Annotated in this window: 13 protein-coding genes; 8 read left to right on the forward strand and 5 right to left on the reverse strand. The window is 66.3% G+C overall.

The window, feature by feature from the left end; translation table 11 throughout:
* Positions 1–3: 3 nt before the first annotated feature.
* The 3 genes from OM960_RS01215 to OM960_RS01225 form a co-directional block, all read right to left on the reverse strand.
* A complete protein-coding gene (locus OM960_RS01215; protein WP_264770798.1) occupies positions 4–1,938 on the reverse strand; it encodes a type I secretion system permease/ATPase in 1,935 nt (644 codons plus the stop codon).
* A 23-nt stretch (positions 1,939–1,961) separates the two neighbouring features.
* Entirely contained in the window at positions 1,962–3,989 is a 2,028-nt protein-coding gene (locus OM960_RS01220; RefSeq protein ID WP_264770799.1) for a hypothetical protein, read from the reverse strand.
* Between the two features lie 165 nt (positions 3,990–4,154).
* Positions 4,155–6,290: a hypothetical protein gene (locus tag OM960_RS01225; protein WP_263332421.1), complete on the reverse strand. Its 2,136-nt coding sequence runs from the start codon at positions 6,288–6,290 to the stop codon at positions 4,155–4,157.
* A 712-nt stretch (positions 6,291–7,002) separates the two neighbouring features.
* Here OM960_RS01225 and OM960_RS01230 point away from each other — a divergent pair.
* From OM960_RS01230 to OM960_RS01245, 4 genes are all read left to right on the forward strand, one after another.
* Positions 7,003–7,740: a helix-turn-helix transcriptional regulator gene (locus OM960_RS01230; protein WP_264770800.1), complete on the forward strand. Its 738-nt coding sequence runs from the start codon at positions 7,003–7,005 to the stop codon at positions 7,738–7,740.
* Positions 7,740–8,261: a hypothetical protein gene (locus OM960_RS01235; RefSeq protein ID WP_263332426.1), complete on the forward strand. Its 522-nt coding sequence runs from the start codon at positions 7,740–7,742 to the stop codon at positions 8,259–8,261. The genes OM960_RS01230 and OM960_RS01235 overlap by 1 nt, the downstream gene beginning before the upstream one ends.
* Positions 8,262–8,545: 284 nt before the next feature.
* Positions 8,546–8,953, forward strand: coding sequence for a hypothetical protein (locus OM960_RS01240; RefSeq protein ID WP_264770801.1), 408 nt, complete (start codon positions 8,546–8,548; stop codon positions 8,951–8,953).
* A 12-nt stretch (positions 8,954–8,965) separates the two neighbouring features.
* Positions 8,966–10,198, forward strand: coding sequence for an HlyD family secretion protein (locus OM960_RS01245; RefSeq protein WP_263332430.1), 1,233 nt, complete (start codon positions 8,966–8,968; stop codon positions 10,196–10,198).
* Positions 10,199–10,486: 288 nt separating this feature from the next.
* Here OM960_RS01245 and OM960_RS01250 read toward each other — a convergent pair whose 3' ends face one another.
* Both OM960_RS01250 and OM960_RS01255 read right to left on the reverse strand, forming a co-directional pair.
* Positions 10,487–11,329 carry an arginyltransferase gene (locus tag OM960_RS01250; RefSeq protein ID WP_263332432.1) on the reverse strand — a complete coding sequence of 281 codons (843 nt, stop codon included), beginning with the start codon at positions 11,327–11,329 and terminating at the stop codon, positions 10,487–10,489.
* Positions 11,330–11,491: 162 nt separating this feature from the next.
* A complete protein-coding gene (locus tag OM960_RS01255) occupies positions 11,492–11,950 on the reverse strand; it encodes a DUF2852 domain-containing protein (RefSeq protein WP_264770802.1) in 459 nt (152 codons plus the stop codon).
* A gap of 215 nt (positions 11,951–12,165) precedes the next feature.
* Here OM960_RS01255 and OM960_RS01260 point away from each other — a divergent pair, with 215 nt between their 5' ends.
* From OM960_RS01260 to OM960_RS01275, 4 genes are all read left to right on the forward strand, one after another.
* The gene (locus tag OM960_RS01260; RefSeq protein ID WP_263332716.1) at positions 12,166–14,127 is read left to right on the forward strand and encodes a heme lyase CcmF/NrfE family subunit; all 1,962 of its coding nucleotides are present in this window, start codon (positions 12,166–12,168) and stop codon (positions 14,125–14,127) included.
* A 4-nt stretch (positions 14,128–14,131) separates the two neighbouring features.
* Entirely contained in the window at positions 14,132–14,584 is a 453-nt protein-coding gene (locus OM960_RS01265; protein ID WP_263332436.1) for a cytochrome c-type biogenesis protein, read from the forward strand.
* Between the two features lie 71 nt (positions 14,585–14,655).
* On the forward strand, positions 14,656–15,432 hold the full coding sequence (locus tag OM960_RS01270; protein ID WP_264770803.1) for an enoyl-CoA hydratase-related protein: 777 nt from the start codon (positions 14,656–14,658) through the stop codon (positions 15,430–15,432).
* A 209-nt stretch (positions 15,433–15,641) separates the two neighbouring features.
* On the forward strand, positions 15,642–17,573 hold the full coding sequence (locus OM960_RS01275; RefSeq protein WP_264770804.1) for an elongation factor G: 1,932 nt from the start codon (positions 15,642–15,644) through the stop codon (positions 17,571–17,573).
* The last annotated feature ends 50 nt before the right edge of the window (positions 17,574–17,623 follow it).

A 17,623-nucleotide genomic window follows, 5' to 3' on the forward strand; every position in this document is an offset into this window, starting at 1 on the left:
TCCTTACTGGCGTTTCTGCGCGATCGTGGGATTCGCGGGCTTGGCGTTGCGGCGCGCGGAGATCGCCTGCATGACCTCCTCGCGGGTGCCAAAGAGGTTCACGCGCCCGTCGGTCAGCAGCATCACCTTCTCCACCGATTGCAGGAGCGAGGGTTTCTGCGTCACGACCACCACGGTGATGCTGTTGCGCCGCGCATGGTCCATCGCCCGCGCCAGCGCCTTGTCGCCGGCGTTGTCGAGGTTGGAGTTGGGCTCGTCGAGGACGACGAGGCGCGGGTTGCCGAAGAACGCCCTGGCAAGCGCGATCCGCTGCTTCTGGCCGCCCGAGAGCGGCGAGCCGTCGGCGGAGACGACCGTCTCGTAGCCCTGCGGGAAAGTGGCGATCATGTCATGCACATCGGCGAGCACGGCGGCCTCGTAGATCTGCTCGTCCGTCGCGTCCGAGCGCATCCGCGCGATGTTGTTCTTGATCGTGCCGGGAAAGAGCTGCACGTCCTGCGGCAGGTAGCCGATGCTCTCGCCGAACTGGCGCTGGTCCCAGTTGCGCAGGTCCATCAGGTCGAGCCGGACGCTGCCGGAAGTGGGCAGGATCGACCCCACCAGCATCTTGCCAAGCGTGGTCTTGCCGGCGCCCGAATTGCCGATAATCGCGAGCGAGCCGCCGGGATCGAGCGAGAAGCTGATCGAGTTGAGGACGACCCGCTTGGTGCCGCCGGGAACATAGAGCAGCCGCTCGACGTCGAGCCGGCCCTCGGGGTTCGGCAGAAGCAGGCGGTCGACGTTCAGTGGCGAGGACTTGAGCAGGGCCGTGATCCGGTCGAACGCGGCGCGGGAGAGGAGGAAGCTGTTCCAGCCCTCGATCGCGCCCTCGATCGGCGCCAATGCGCGGCCGGCGATGATCGAGGCGGCGATCACCATGCCGCCGGTGATGTGGCCCTGGATCGCGAGGTAGGCGCCCCAGCCTAGCATGCCGACCTGGGTCAGCAGCCGCACTGCCCGCGACATCGAGGCGGTGATGACGTTGCGGTCCTGCGCGCGCACCTGCGCAGACAGCGAGGCCGCCGTGTCCTTGCCCCAGATCTCGACCGCCTCGGGGATCATCGCAAGCGCATTGATGATCTGCGAGTTGCGCGACATCGAGTCGAGATGCTGGTTCGCCTTGCTCTGCGCGACATTCGCCTCGGCGAAGGGGCGCGAGGTCAGGCGCTGGTTGATCAAGGCGATCACGACCAGAATCAGCGCGGTCGTCACCACGATCGCGCCGAGATGCGGATGCACGAGGAAGATCGCAAGGATGAAGAGCGGTGCGAAGGGAATGTCGAGAAAAGACAGGAGCGTGCCGGACACGAGAAAGCCGCGCAGTTGCTGGAGGTCGCCGAGGGTCTGGTACTCGCGTCCGGTCCCGTGCAGCGAGGCACGCGCCGCGGCGGCCAGGATCGGCGAGCCAAGGCGCACCGCGACCTCCACCGCCGTGCGCATCAGGATGAACCGCCGCACGGCGTCGAACACGGCCTGGAGCACGACGGCGCCGACGATGACCGCCGTCAGCATGATCAGAGTGTCGACCGAGCGGCTCGTGAGCACCCTGTCGGAAATCTGGAAGAGGTAGACCGGGATCGCGAGGATCAGAAAGTTGGTCATGCAGGTGAACAGCATGACAGCCGCGAGGTTTCGGCGGACGGCCCATTTTCCGGCCGCGAGGCTCTTGGAAAAATCGGTCGGCCCCAGGCGCTTGTGGAACCTGTTCCCGTTCATCCCTCCGCCACCGCCGCCGGCGTTGGCCGTCGGCTGTCCCGTGCCGTTGACCGTGCCTCCCGAACGGTCACCCCCCGCCTTGCCTTCGATCGTGGTGCCGAGGCCCGTACGGCGGCTCTGGAAGTTCGGGATATGTCCCGTGCTTTCGTCGTCCTCGCCGGGACCGTTTGGAATGTCTTTCACGATCAGATCCTTTGAAAATGACTTCAGGCAAGCATCGTCTGCATGACATCGGCCGAACCGGCGTCGTTGCCGTGGCCGTTGCCGTGGCCATTGGACGGGTGCCCGTCGTCATTGCCGTACTGGTCCTCGATCATACCTTCGGCGAGGAACGCGACAGCTTCGCTCGCAAGGTCGGACTCGCCCGACATCGGATCCTCGAGCGAGATCAGTTCCGCCTGGTAGAGCAGGGCGTCCGAGTAATGCTCGCCCCCGACATGAACGGTGGAATCGGTTCCGTATTCCTCGATCGACGCCAGGTTGAGCAGCGCGTTCGATCCGGTCGTCACCGTCACGCCATCGTCACCTGCCGAAGCGAGCAATTCGCCGGCGAGCAGTTCGACCTGGTCGGCGTCGCCGAGAACGTTGGTCTGTTCGACGCTCTGCGAGTTGATCAGGTTGCCGTCGATGTAGAGCACGCTGAGCATCGTGTCGCCGCTGAAGGCCTCGTTCTTCAACAGCCAGCCCGGAACACCGTTGGCCCCCTCGCCGAGCATGGTGATGAACTGCTTCTGCATCGCGTCCAGCGGCATGATCGTGTCGCTGCCGAGTTCGTAGATTGCTGCCTCGTTCCACAAAAGATTGCCACCGCTTCCGACGACGCCGCCGTGATTGTCGAGCGTGACGGCGTCGGTATCGAGAAGCACGTTCATCTGGTTGATCATCGCCAGGTTGATCAGATGGCCGCCGACCACGATCAGGTCGTACTGGAAGCCGAGTTCGTAGAGCGACACGCTGTTGGTGATCTCGTTGCCGCCGAAAACAAAATTCGACTCCGAACCCGAGAAGGTCATTGCGGTCACGTCGTTGTCGACGACGAAGTTGAACTGTTTGATCCAACTCACGTTAATCACATCGCCCTCGATCCGGGTAATCGCCCAGTGCTCGGGGAACTTCGCGTCGACCGGATCCTTATCTTGCTCGGCGGGCGCGGATTCGCGGATCAGGCTGGCGACGTTCCACGCGGTCGTGAGCGCGCTGTCGCCGGCCTCGTCGGCATCCGCCGAGAAGGAGACGTGATCGTCGTTCCAGACGTTGATCTGGCTGATCATGTGAAGCGATACGCTGTCGCCGCCGACCAGCATCACCGGCGCGTAGAGCCAGCTCGCCGACAGCACAACCTCATTGACGAGCAGGTTGCCGCCATGCACCGCCTGATGCGCCGGGCCTTCGTCCTCGGCCGGGCCGGTGACCGGCGTCGTTCCCTCCGCGCTCGCCGCCAAGTTCTCGTCGAGGCTCTCATCCGCGTTCGCATCCGCGCCCTCTCCGGCGCCCTCCGCCGGCGGCGGAGCGAGATAGGCGGGAATGTGGTCCTGCCAACTGGGAAGCTCTGTTACTTCCTCGCCGTTGACATGCAGGCCGTAAGCGTCGTCGCCTTTCAAGAGAGTGATCTGGGCGCCCTCGACCTCGGGGACCTCGACTTCTTCGATGAACTTGACCAGCGAATGGGCCATGTCGGAGTAGCTCACCTCGCCGTCCGGCAGCACGGCCGGGCTGAAGATCTGCAAGGCCTTGCCGGCATCGACAAGTTTCTCCAGTGCTGCCTCGAGAACTTCCTTGCTGACGATCGGCCCCTGGAAGGCGTCCGTATTCCACTGGTCACTGTCGTGAAGGACGTTCGACTGATGGATGACGACCGCAACCGAACTCGGCGCCGGGATCTTGAAGACGACATCGATTGGGCCGCCGCCGCTGCGGTCGCCGCCGCCGAAGCTGATGCTGACAGTATGGCTTGCTCCCGCCGGCAGGGGGGAGGCGAACCCGGAGACCGGCGGAGAGAGCAAGCCCGGCTCCGCGAACCCGGCATCGACGTCGGGCGACGGGACTGCTGACCGCGTATCCGGCGCATCCTCGGACTTCGCCTTGAAGCGGATCTTGCCGTTGAACTCGTCAGGCTCGAAGTCGTCGATGATCTTGGGATTGATGACGGGGAGGTCTTCGGGGCCGTCGTTCAGTCTCTTCAGGGCCCGGAATTCATCGTACTCGGCCCGAAGCCGGGCCTCTTCAACGCTCAAATGAAACAAACCAATAAAGTGAGAAATGATCTCGGTCGCATTGTCGAAATAGCGCATCGTCCTGGACCTCGTCTAGCGTGGTTTCCGGTCGTCGCGTTGACCTTATGTCGTGTGGCGGGCCTGCGCGGCTAATCCGCGCAGGCCCTGGTCTGTCGCGCCGGGCGATCAGCTCATGTCGTCGTCGCCGATGAACGTCGAAGACAGGTTGCCGCCGACCACAGTCATGTCGATCGAGTTACCCATGATGTTGGCGCCCTGGACGATGTCCATGTTGAACGCCGCGGTGTCGATCGCCGCATCGGCAGAGGCGGACGAGGTCCCGTTCACATAACCGTCGTCACCGTTGTTGGACCCCCAGACGCCGCCGTTCGCGACGCCGCCATCGCCGTTCGTGGCCATGCCGCCCATGCCGCCCATGCCGCCATTGGCCATGGAGTCACCGACCGTCGCGGTGCCGCCACCGCCGCCGCCGCCGCCGGAAGCGTTGGTCTCGCCGTAGGCCGCCGCGAGGCCGCCGGCGAAGCCGCCATGGCCGCCCTCGGCATCCGCTTCGCCCCAGGCTGCGGCCAGACCGTCCGCGAACCCGCCGTCGCCGCCTTCGCCTTCGCCGTTACCGGCGCCGAGGCCGAGGCCCGCGCCATCGCCCGCGTCGCCGCCGTCGCCTTGGGCAAAGCCGAGGCCGAGGCCGGCACCGTCGGAGCTGCCGCCGTCACCGGCTTCGCCATTGCCCGCGCCAAGGCCTATGCCGAGCGCGTTCGCGTCGCCGGTATCGCCGGAGGTGCCGTCACCGCTGCCAAAGCCGGCACCGAGTGCGTTCGCATCGCCGGTATCGCCGGAGGTGCCGTCACCGCTGCCAAAGCCGGCGCCGAGCCCGTTCGCATCGCCGGAATCGCCGCCCGTGCCCGAGCCGGCTCCCAGCCCGGCGCCAAGGCCCGCGCCGTCACCGGCGTCGCCGCCTGTGCCGGTGCCCTCGGCTTCGGCGTCTTCGACTTCGCCTTCGCCGCCGGAGGCTTCGATCTCGCCTTCGCCGTCGCCGGCACCGCCGTCACCACCCGTTCCGGTGCCCTGACCGGCGCCAAGGCCCAGTCCGGCCGCGTCGCCACCCTCGGTGTTGCCGCCGAAGCCGCCACCGAGACCGGCACCAAGGCCAGCCGCATTGCTGTCGCCGGTATCGCCGCCTTCGCCTTCGCCGAGGCCGACACCAAGACCAGCCGCGCTGCTGTCACCGGTTTCGCCGCCTTCGCCGCCGCCGAGACCGACACCGAGACCGGCCGCATCGCCGCCGCTCGCGTCGCCGCCTTCGCCTTCGGCCGTGACCGCGTTCTCGGCATCGCCGGAGCCGCCGTCGCCGCCGAGACCCGCGCCGACGCCAAGGCCGACGCCGAGGCCGGTACCGGAGGCGCCGTTCGCCTCTCCGCCCTCGCCTTCGGCTTCGACGTCGTTGGCGGTACTGGCGCTGCCGCCGTCAGCCTGGCCGCCCGCCGCTTCGGCTGCGGAAGCGGTCGTGCCTTCGCCATCACCGCCATCACCGCCGTCAGACTCGGCTTCACCACCGATCGAGAATGCGTGTCCGCCGCCGCCACCATCGGCCTGCGCATAGCTGCCGCCGTCTCCGCCTTCCGGCTCGGTGCTGATGCCGTCGCCGGACGTGGCATAACCGCCAAGCGCCATGCCGCCGGCATAGAACGCGCCGGAATTCGAAACCTCGGCGTTGTCGAGCTGGTCGTTGTCGGTCATGTTGTTCGACTGGACGAACACATTGGCGGAGTCGTTGCCCGCGGCACCAAGCGAACCGTTGAGGAAGTTGTCGAGCGTGATGTCGCCGTTGAAGGCGGCCACATCGTCGATGTCCACAGTCCCGCCCTCTTCAGCTTCGGCGGAGATGTCGATCACGTCGTCGTCGGTCTGGTTCCAGTCGATGGCGAGATCGACGTCGTTGGTGATATCGGTCGTGACGTCGGTGTCATTGGTCGCGGCGTTGTTGGCGTAGTTGTCGCTTTTGGCTTTGGCCTCGGCGTCGTTCTGCGCACCGGCATCCGCCGCGGAATCGGCCTGGGCCTGACCGTCGGTCGTAGCCTCGGCTTCGCCTTCGCCCTCTTCCTCGCCGCCCTCGGCTTCGGCTTCGGTCTCGCCTTCGACCTCACCCTCGGCCGAGGAATCGGCCTGCGCGTCGGCCAAGGCCTCGTTCTCCGACTCGGTGCGGGAATCGAGGTAGGAGTCGTTCTCGGCTTCGGAGTCGACGGAGTTGTCGACCTCATTCTCAAGCTCGAAGTTGAAAGGCCACCAGTTTCTGTTGCTCATGACAATTCTCCGGTTGGTGGCCGGATCACCGCCGTTCATCTCTCAAGCGGTATGGTCCGGCACGGTTTCCTTATTGGATTTCGCTGACAGGGAAACGCCTGGACCGGTGGTCTCGTGCTCTCCTTTCCATCAATGACCGGCTCAAATGTGTTCCTGCGAAACATCGCCCCCGGGAAAACGTTCGACGTCCCGGAGCCGGCACACATCGGCAGAAATTGCCAAGTGATGCCTGAAAATGGTCACGCGAAAACCACTTTTGGGGTAGCTGGCAAATCGGACTAGCGGTGCCGCGGGAGACGGAATGGCCGTGTTTCTAACGACTTGCGTAGCCGGACGCTACGTCGCTCAATCAACCTGAGGTATCGAATCACCGCGGGGTCTAATGCTTGTGGCGCCGATCGGGCAGGGTTCAGACGCGGCGAAGCGGTACCGAGCTACCCGGTCGAAGCGGAAAAATCGCTACGGCAATCAGGTTCGGTCTGTAATACATTGAAATAGACGGAGATACCCAACAGGGCCGGGATAAATCCTTGGAGCTAGTCACATATTCCAATGGTTAAGGTTTAATTCTGGCCCCCAAGCGCGTATAGTCGAGGCCGCCGTCACAGATTTACTGTGTGCGTTTTGTCTACGGATGCCGTTCACGGCGTCGAGGGCATTGGTAATGTTGGGTTATTTGCCCTGCCGGGTGTCTTTACGTAGGGGGACGAATATGTTGATTGATCGATTTGATGCAGTCGTTTCCGGAAACGTGGAACGGGATATTCCAGCGCGGGGCAGTGAAGCGGTGGCCGAACTGGCCATCATAGGTTCCAGACACAGCTTTTCGGAATGTCTGGTTCGCGCAACGTCGATGGAAGTAGGCGACAGCGGGCTCGAGCGTCTGGAGACGCTGGCCGATTTCGATGCGCTGCCTCCGGTTCGCAAGGCGGCGGTGCGTCTGGTTGTCGTTGACGAAGCCACGATATCCCAAGACGACGGGGCAACCTTCGGGGAGCGCGGCGGCTTCGGCTCGGCCGTTGTCGTCCTGGCGTATCGTTCCGAGGAGGCCGCACGGCGCATAATCGATCTGGCGTCCGGTTTCGACTGGATCGAGAGCTATCTGCCGATCGACATCCGGTTCGATCTCTGGATATCCGTGCTCCGGCTTCTCCTGAGCGGCGGTCGCTACGTCCCCGCCGAATTGCTGCGCGCCGAGGAACCGGCGGAGGCCGTCGCCAATGACCGGATCGGCACGGCGGCCCGGTCCGGCGCCGCGTCCGACGCTGGCCTGACCCCGCGCGAAAGACAGGTGCTCACACTCCTTGCCAAAGGACTTCCCAACAAGCTGATCGCGTCCAAGCTCGATCTGTCGCAGCACACGATCAAGCTGCATATCCACCATGTGATTACCAAATTGGGGGTTCAAAACCGGACGGAGGCGGTCGCCAGGTACTTCGGTCAGCGGTGATGGCGGGACCCCACCAGACGCCGGCATCGACGGCCGACGCGCCGCAGCTTGACGAGATACTGCTCAGGGTCGGCAAGCTCAATTACACCTGGTCCAACACCGAGAGCTTACTCATCCACCTGATCGCGGGGCTGGCGCGGATCGACAAGGATACGGCGCTGATCATCTTCCTCACGCTCAACACGACACGGGCGCGGCTCGATCTCGTTGGGCGGCTGGCCAAGATGGAGCGTACCCCGGAAGCCGAACGCAAAGACGTGCTCGGCGTCACAGAGCGCTTCTCCCGGATCTCGGCTCTGCGCAACAAGTACAATCACTGCATCTATTCCTTCGATGCGGATGGCGGATCGCCGAAGACCATCCTGATGCGGATCTCGGATCGCAAGGACGCGATCCGGTACGGCAAGACCGATCCGATCAACAGCGCCGAACTGGAGACGGTCGATGCCGCGATCGAGGCGATCGCGGAACTCAACCGCGAGATCTGGCGGCTCGCGCAGCGGCACGGCTATCCGATCTGACCGGCTTCGGCCGACGGGCGCTTTCATCGAAATCCCGGAGTTCGGGTCGGCGCCGCGGCGGCGCATCGACCATGCCCAGCGTCTCCAGCGCCGCCCAAAAGGCGTCGGGGCGTGCGGATCAGCCGTGCCGCGGGCTGCAGGTACGACACCATGGATGCGCCGGGCGGCGGCGCGCGGCGTCCGGGTCGCACCGGAGTGGACAAACCCAAGCGCATGGGATTTAGTTCTTTTCAGGCAGCGGCGCCTCGCGCCTCGCTGTCGCGCGAACAGCTGACGGAGGAATGATGAGTACGGATCTTCACGAACTTGCGCCGCACCACCTTCCTCCCTTCATCACGGCGCCGGGGAGTTCGGACTTTCTTTACAACGTCATCGTCGTTTCGCTGGTGGTGATCGTGCTTCTTGTCGGCAACTTCTACTTCAAGCTGCACGCGCTGCCCGAAAAGATGGCCGAACATGCCAACAGCACGCAGCTTCAGCTGATCGGGGTCATGGCGCTCCTGGCGCTGTTCACTCATAACCATATCTTCTGGGTCGGTGCCCTGCTCCTGGCGGCTATCCAGTTGCCGAACTTCACCGAACCGCTGAACTCGATCGCGGGCTCCTTGCGCGAACTGTCGAAGGGTGCGGCCAAGAATGCCCCCAAGGCCCCGGCGGTGGCCGCCGATGCCGCAGCGTCCGAACAGGCCTGAGGAGAGACCGGAATGCTCGAGTTTCTGCTCTGCTCGCTCGTCACGATTTTTCCCGACTACCTCTACCGCAGCCGGGTTCAGGGCAAGAGGTGGGGCAGGGAGCTGACACTCTTCTCGATCTGGTACGAACTGCGCTGGGGGATCACGGCCTGTGCCGTGCTGACAATCTCGCTTTTGACCATGATCTTCTACTACCACCCGACGACGTCGAACGGCGCGTCCTTCTTCCGCACGGTGACGATCCTGCCCGAGACCGGCGGCAGGGTTGCCGAGGTCTATGTCGAGAACCTGCAGGAGGTCGAGGCTGGAGACCCCCTGTTCCGGCTGGACGACGAGCTCGCGCGCGCATCCTACGAGACCGCGAAGGCGCAGGTTGCCGAGATCGACGCCGCGATGGTGATGGCCCAGTCGGAACTCGCCGCCGCCGAAGGCTCCGTCGCGCAGGCGCGGAGCGCGCTGACCCAGGCAACGGACGAACTGAACCGCAATCTGGAGCTGCAGGCGCGCAATTCCTCGGTCGTGAGCGAGCGCGAGATCGAGCGCCAGCAGAACCTCGTGGACGGCCGAGAGGCGGCCCTGACGGTCGCAGAATCCAGCCGTGCGTCGGTTCAGACCAAGATATCGACGCTCCTGCCGGCGCAGAAGGCAACCGCGGAATCGGCGCTGGCGCAGGCGCAGGTGACGCTCGACAAGCTGGTCGTCACCGCAGGCGTGTCCGGGACCGTTCAGCAGTTCATCCTTCAGCCGGGGGACTATGTCAGCGCAGTGCTCCGCCCGGCCGGGATCCTCGTGCCGAAGGCTTCGGGCACGGGCAGGTTCCAGGCGGGCTTCGATCAGGTCTCGGCACAGGTGATCAAACCGGGAATGGTTGGCGAGATCCTGTGTTTGTCGAAACCCTTCACGATCATCCCGACCGTGGTGGTCTCGGTGCAGGACGTCATCGCTTCGGGCCAGTTCCGGCCGACGGACCGGCTCGTGGACGCGACGGAAGCCGCGCGGCCGGGAACGGTGACGGTGGCCATGGAGCCGCTCTATCCCGGCAGCGCCGACGATGTGCCGCCGGGCAGCAAGTGCATCGTCAATGCCTACACGAGCTTCCACGACCGGCTGGACGAGGGCGGCCTCGGCTTCGGAACATGGATCTTCTACCACGCCGTTGACGCGACGGCCGTCGTGCATGCGGCGGTTCTCAGGATCCAGGCGCTGATCGTGCCGGTGCAAACTCTGGTGTTCTCCGGGCACTGACGGGGGCGGTGCCAATTATCCGGCTGGACCGGGCACACGCGTATGAGCGCCCGCCACAAGATCGGCCTCGATGAAGTGGCGGGCCGCGGCCTGAGGGCCGTTAGCCCCGGGGATTGGTGTTTGCAGGAAGAAGCAGGATCCGGTGCGCATTGCCGAGGCTCGGTGGAGCCTGCCGGGACGGAATGCATTCCGGGGAAGGTCTTCTGAGCCTGTCATCGCGCCGAGGCCGTGCGGATGCTCCGGTCTGCCGGCGACCAGGTCGATTCCTATAGGGGTTGGTTGTGCCGCTTACAGGCCGCTCTTGGCCGTGCGCGCCTCGGGCAACGCGATCCGGGCAACCTGCTCGGCGATCGGATCGACCGCGAGGGGATGGGTCTCGCCGGTATGATCGGCGGGGTCGCCGATATCCTGCCAGCGCCCGTTCTTGTAGATCTCGAGCGCGCCGAAGCCGGCCTTGTAGCCCATCTTTCGGCTGCCGGGGACCCAGTAGCCGAGGTAGACATAGGGCAGGCTGGACCGGCGGGCGATCTCGACATGGTCGAGAATGATGTAGGTGCCGAGGCTGTCGCCGGCGCGATCCGGATCGTAGAAGCTGTAGACCATCGACAGTCCGTCATCGAGCACGTCCGTCAGGCAGACCGCGGTGAGCTTGCGCCGGTCGCCAGGTTCGTCTGGCGGCGCCGAATACTCGACGACGCGGCTGCGGACCGGCGTCTCCTCGATCATCGCGGCGAACTCGAAGATGTCCATGTCGGCCATGCCGCCATCGGCGTGGCGGCTGTCGAGATAGCGGCGGAAGAGCGCGTACTGGTCCTCGGACGCCCAGGGGCTCGTCGCGTCGCGCCGCAGATGGGCGTTGCGGCGCAGTGTCCGGCGCTGGCTCTTGCTGGGCTGGAAATCCGCGACCCGGATCCGCGCCGAGAGGCAGGCCGTGCATTCGGCGCAGGACGGTCGGTAGAGCACGTTCTGCGACCGTCGGAACCCCTGTTTCGACAGAGCGTCGTTCAGTCTCTCGGCATTGTCGCCTTGCAGCGCGGTGAACAGTTTTCGCTCCGACCGTCCCCCGAGGTAGGGGCAGGGCTGGGGTGCCGTCACATAGAACTGGGGCGCGATGGGCAGCGTATGGCGCATTATCGACCCCCCGCCGGTGCGGGTCTGAAAGATCGGTTGACGTCAGGAAGGTAACAAGGACCGGCTTTTCCGCCAAGCCCCGAGTTTTGCCTAGTGGCATGTATTCACAAGAGGGGTGGCCCGGATCGCTCCGGGCCACCCTTCAAGCATCGTCCGCAGGGCTCAGTAGCGTCCGGGGCGCTCGGGCTCCTGACCGCTGTCCTTCCCGCCCGTCTCGTCGCGTTCGTCGCTGGCGGTGCGGGCGCGTTCGTCGAGATATTGGTCGAACTCGGCCTTGTCCTTGCTTTCGCGCAGGCGCTTGAGGAAGGCTTCGAACTCCTCCTGCTCGCGTTCGAGCCGGTCGAGCGTGTCGGCCTTGTAGGCGTCGAACGCGGTGTTGCCGGAGGACCGGAAACCGTGCTGGCGGCACCGGCTGCGGGCCATGTGGGAATGGGCGTCGTGGCGGCTCCAGCCGCAGGACTTGGAAAACATGCGCTTGCTCCAGATCATATAGGCGAGAAGGGCGAGGCCGATCGGCCAGAAGAAGATGAAGCCGAGCACCATGGCGGCGATCCAGGCGCCCTTGCCGCGCTCGTCGAGCCAGGCTTCGGCCCGTCCGGGCCAGGCGGCGATGGTGGTCATTGGGTCCTCCGTCGGGTTATGTGAATTCCTTTCACATTGATCTAGATCGGAACCCGGCGGAGCTGCGTCAAGATGCCATGTAAAAGAAATTTACATTTGTCCGGCCCGTGGCCCCGCTGCGCCCGGGGCGGGCGCCGGCGATGGCGCGGAATATACCCGCGACATTGGAGCGCAGCCCATTGGCCCCGCCCGCGCGAGCCGGTATGCTCCGCGCCATGATCGTCGAGCTTGGCCATTTCACCCTTATCCTCGCGCTGATGCTGGCGGCCGTTCAGGTCGTGATTCCGCTTGTCGGCGCCCACAAGGACTGGCGCGGCTGGATGGCGCTGGCGGGACCGGCGGCTACGGCGCAGTTCCTCTGCATCGCGATCTCGTTCGCGGCGCTGACCTGGGCCTTCGTGACGTCGGACTTCTCGCTTCGCCTTGTCGTCGAGAATTCCCACACGCTGAAGCCGATGCTCTACAAGGTCTCGGGCGTCTGGGGCAACCACGAGGGCTCGATGCTGCTCTGGGTGCTGATCCTTGCGGGGTTCGGCGCCACGGCGGCATGGTTCGGCGGCGGGCTGCCCGAACGGCTGAAAGCGCGGGTCCTCAGCGTCCAGGCGATGATCGGCTTGGCCTTCCTCGCCTTCATCCTCTTCACCTCGAACCCGTTCCTGAGGCTCGCCGAGCCGCCCTTCGACGGCCAGGATCTCAATCCGCTCCTGCAGGATCCGGGCTTGGCCTTCCATCCGCCGTTCCTCTATCTCGGCTATGTCGGGCTCTCGATGGCGTTCTCCTTCGCGGTCGCGGCGCTGATCGAGGGCCGCGTCGATGCGGCCTGGGCGCGCTGGGTCCGGCCCTGGACGCTCGCGGCCTGGATGTTCCTGACCATCGGCATCGCGCTCGGCTCTTGGTGGGCCTATTACGAGCTCGGCTGGGGCGGGTTCTGGTTCTGGGATCCGGTCGAGAACGCGTCCTTCATGCCCTGGCTCATCGCGGCCGCGTTGCTCCACTCCGCCATCGTGGTCGAGAAGCGCGAGACGCTGAAGGCCTGGACGATCCTCCTCGCGATCCTCGCCTTCGGCTTCTCGCTCATCGGCACGTTCATCGTGCGCTCGGGCATCATCACGAGCGTGCACGCCTTCGCCAACGACCCCGAGCGCGGGATCTTCATCCTCGCGATCCTCGCCGTCTTCATCGGTGGCGCGCTCACGCTCTACGCGGCTCGGGCGGGCGCGATGGAGGCCAAGGGCGTCTTCGCGATGGTCAGCCGGGAATCGGCGCTCGTCCTCAACAACGTGCTTCTCGCGGTCGCGGCCTTCGTGGTCTTCGTCGGCACGCTCTGGCCGCTGATCGCGGAACTGGCCTTCGACCGCAAGCTGTCGGTCGGCGCGCCGTTCTTCAACCAGGCCTTCACGCCGTTCATGATCGTGCTCGCGATCCTGTTGCCGCTTGGCGCGATCATGCCGTGGAAACGGGCGCGGCTCGAGCGGTCGATGCGGCCGCTCTACCCGGCGCTGATCCTCGCGCTCGCACTCGGTGCGCTTGCCTTCGCGGTTCAGACCGAACGCACCGCCCTCGCGCCGGTGGGCGTGGCGCTCGGCGTCTGGCTGATCGCCGGGGCGGCGGCGGAGCTCTGGCAACGCGCGGGCCACCAGGTGGCGCGGCTCGGCCGATTGCCGCGGGCTGACTGGGGCAAGGCCGCGGCGCATTCGGGGCTCGGCATCGTCTTCATCGGCATCGCCTGCCTGATGGCCTGGGATGTCGAGGACATCCGGGTGGCGAAGGTCGGCGAGAGCTTCGCGGTCGGCGGCTTCGACATCGCGCTGGACCGGGTCGAGAAGGTCGAGGGGCCGAACTACCTCTCGACCATGGCGACGATGATCGTCTCGCGGGAGGGGCGGCAGGTCGCGGTGCTCCACCCCGAGAAGCGGGTCTATCCGGTCGCGGCGATGCCGACCACCGAGGCCGCGATCTCCAACGGCGTCTGGCGCGACATCTACCTCGTGATCGGCGACGAGCAGGCGGACGGCGGCTGGGCGGTGCGGACCTATATCAAGCCCTTCGCAAACTGGATCTGGGGCGGGGCGATCCTGATGGCGCTCGGCGGCATCCTGAGCCTCAGCGATCGGCGCTACCGGGTCGCGGCCGGGGCGCGGAAGGCACGCGGTGCGCTCGCCGCACCTGCGGAGTGACGTGATGCGCCGGCTCCTGCTTCTTCTCGCGTTGCTCGCCACGCCGGTCTTCGCGGTCCAGCCCGACGAGATCCTCGACGACCCGGCGCTCGAGGCGCGGGCGCGGGACCTCAGCCAAGGTCTGCGCTGCCTAGTCTGCCGCAACGAGAACATCGACGAGTCTAACGCGGGGCTCGCGCGCGACCTCAGGCTTCTCGTGCGCGAGCGGCTCGTCGCCGGGGACAGCGACGCGGAGGTCATCGCCTATTTGGTCGACCGCTACGGCGAATACGTTCTCCTGCAGCCCACCGCGTCGGGCGAGAACCTGATCCTCTGGATCGCCGGGCCGGCGATGCTTGTCATCGCGCTCGGCACCGCGGCGGTCTATCTGCGCCGCCGCAAGCCCGTTGCCGAGGCGGCGCCGGATCCGCTCAGCGAGGCCGAGAAGAAGCGGCTCAAGGAAATCCTCGACAAGTGACGCGCCGTCGCGCTTTGCGCGGCGCGCGGGCGGGCTATGCTGCGGGCGGGTGCGGCGGCAGGAGCGGGACAATGGGCTATAAGACGATCCGGTACACTGAGGCGGACTGCGTCGCCGTTGTCACGCTCGACCGGCCCGCGGTGATGAACGCGCTCAACACGACGATGCGGGCCGAGATCACCGATGCGGTGGGGCGAGCGGACGGGACGGCGCGGGTGATCGTGCTGACCGGCTCAGGCCGGGCCTTCTGTTCGGGGCAGGACCTGGGCGACCGGGCGGCCGGGAGCGACTTTGACCTCGAGCGGACGCTGGCCGAGGAATACGAGCCGATGTTGCGTGCGATCCTCGCCGCGCGGGTGCCGGTGATCGCGGCGGTTAACGGCGCCGCGGCTGGGGCGGGGGCCAATCTCGCGCTCGCGGCCGACGTCGTGATCGCGGCGGAAAGCGCGAGCTTCATCCAGGCCTTCACCCGGATCGGGCTCATTCCCGATGCCGGCGGGACCTTCGCCCTACCGCGTTTGGTCGGGATGGCTCGGGCGATGGGGGCAGCGCTTTTCGCCGAGAAGGTCACCGCGCGGCAGGCGGCCGACTGGGGCATGATCTGGGAGGCGGTTCCTGACGACGCGTTCGAGGCGCGGTGGAAGGCGCGGGCCGAGGCGCTGGCGGCCGGGCCGACCGAGGCTTTCGTCCGGGTGAAGCAGGCGCTCAGGGCCAGTCTCGGCAACGATGTCGATGCCCAGCTCGCGCTCGAGGCGCGGCTGCAGGGCGAATGCGGGCGGACGGCGGATTTCGCCGAGGGCGTCGCGGCCTTCCTCGAAAAGCGCCCGGCGCGGTTTCGGGGGCGCTGATTCCCGGCACCCGGTTTTCGGTATCGCGCGGAGGCAGAGCGCGTGCCGGCCTCCGGCGGGGATATTTTCGGCAAGGTGAAAGGGCGGGCGCGATCCGACCTTGACCCGGCGCGTTCAGAGACCGAGAGTTGATCCATCAGGGCGCATGGCCCGAGGGCACGGGGGCCAGTCACGGATTGCGCCCGCCTGCGTGCCGAAAGGGGATCATCATGCGCTGCATCACGGTACTTGGGCCGTCTCAATCGGGGAAAACCGAGCTAGTCCGGGCGCTTGCGGCGCTTGAGGACGGCCATCCCCGGTCCGAGACGGCCGGTCATCTCAACCTCACGCGGTTTGGTTTCATGGGCGAGGACTGGTGCGCGATCGACGTCGCGGGCGGTCCGGAATTCGCGCGGATGGGCGGGGCGGCGCTCCTTGCCGCCGATGCCGCGGTGCTCTGCGTGGCGCCCGATCCCGACGAGGCGGTGCTCGCCGCGCCCTGGCTTCGCGCTGTCGAGGCCGCCAATCTGCCCTGCTTTCTTTTCATCAACCGCATGGACATGCCCAAGGGCCGCGTCCGTGACATCGTCGCGGCCTTGCAGACCTACTCAGGCCATCCGATCGTCCTGCGCCAGATCCCGATCCGCGAGGGCGGCGAGATCGTCGGTGCGGTCGACCTCATCTCCGAGCGGGCCTGGCGCTACCGCGAGGGGCAGAGCTCGCAGCTGATCGAGATGCCGAAATCCGAGGCCGATCGCGAGCATGAGGCGCGGGCGGAACTTCTGGAGCAGATGTCGGATTACGACGACGCGCTTCTGGAGGAACTGATCGAGGACCGCGAGCCGGCGACAGGCGCGCTGTTCGAGATTGCCCGGCGCGAGACCCAGGACCGCGCCGTGATCCCCGCGTTCCTCGGCTCGGCGAGCCACAAGAACGGCATTCACCGGCTGATGAAGGCCCTGCGGCACGAGGCACCCGACGTCTCGGCCCTGAAGGCCCGGCTCGGCGCGGACAAGGCGCTCGCGGTCGGCTTTCACGCCCAGATCCGCAAGCATCTCGGCAAATGCGTGATGCTGCGCGCGCTCGACGGTGGCGTCGCGGCCGGCAAGCAGCTTGGCGGCGACGGTCTTGGCGGGCTCGCCGGGCTCGGCGGCAAGGCCGGGCTCGACCATCTGGAACCCGGCGAGGTCGGGATCTCGGTCAAGTCCGACCAGCTCGATTCCGGGCGCATCTTCACCGCCGCGGCGGCAGAGCCGGTGCCGGACTGGGCCAAGGGCTGCCCGCCGCCGCTTGCGCGGATCGTGACGCCTGCGCACGAGCGCGACGAGGTGCGGCTGTCGGCGGCGCTCTCGCGGCTCGCCGAAGCCGATCCGATGCTCCGGCTTGGACAGGATCCGTTGAGCGGGCATGCGCTTCTGAACCTGCAGGGCGTGATGCACGAGCGCCAGACCCTCGCCACGCTCGCCGACGACTTCGGGATCGAGGTGGCGACCGAGGTGCCGGATCCGCGCTATCTGGAAACAATCTCATCCAGCACTGAAGAGCATTACCGACATCGGAAACAGTCCGGCGGCGCGGGCCAGTTCGCCGACGTGGCGATCACGGTGCGGCCCGCGGGGCGCGGCGACGGCTTCCAGTTCGAGGAGGTGGTGAAGGGCGGCGCGGTGCCGAGGAACTACATTCCCGCGGTCGAGGAGGGCGCGCGCGAGGCGCTCGACAAGGGGCCGCTCGGGTTCCCGGTCACTGATCTCGCGGTGACGCTCACCGACGGCAAGCATCATTCGGTGGACAGTTCGGACTTCGCGTTCCGCACCGCGGGCCGGATGGCGCTCCGCGAGGCGCTGACCAAGGCGGGGCCGGTGCTGTTGCAGCCGATCGAGCGGGTATCGATCCATGTGCCCTCGGTCTATTCCGGGGCAATGGTGTCGATGATCTCCTCGCTCAAGGGTCAGGTGCTCGGGTTCGACGGCGATCCCGATTTCCGCGGCTGGGACATCTTCCGCGCGTTGCTGCCCGCCTCGGCCGAGGAGGATCTGGTGATGGCGCTCGGCTCGGCCACCCAGGGCACCGCCTGGCACGAGACCGAGTTCGACCACTACGAGGAGATCTACGGCAAGGAGGCCGAGCGGATCAGCCGCGAACACGCCACGGCCGATGCCTGAGCGCGGGGCGGCGCCAGGACGCCGCCCGCATCCCGCGTCGCATTTTGGCG

Origin of the sequence: Defluviimonas salinarum, assembly GCF_026013545.1 — a bacterium.
Taxonomy (GTDB): domain Bacteria; phylum Pseudomonadota; class Alphaproteobacteria; order Rhodobacterales; family Rhodobacteraceae; genus Albidovulum; species Albidovulum salinarum.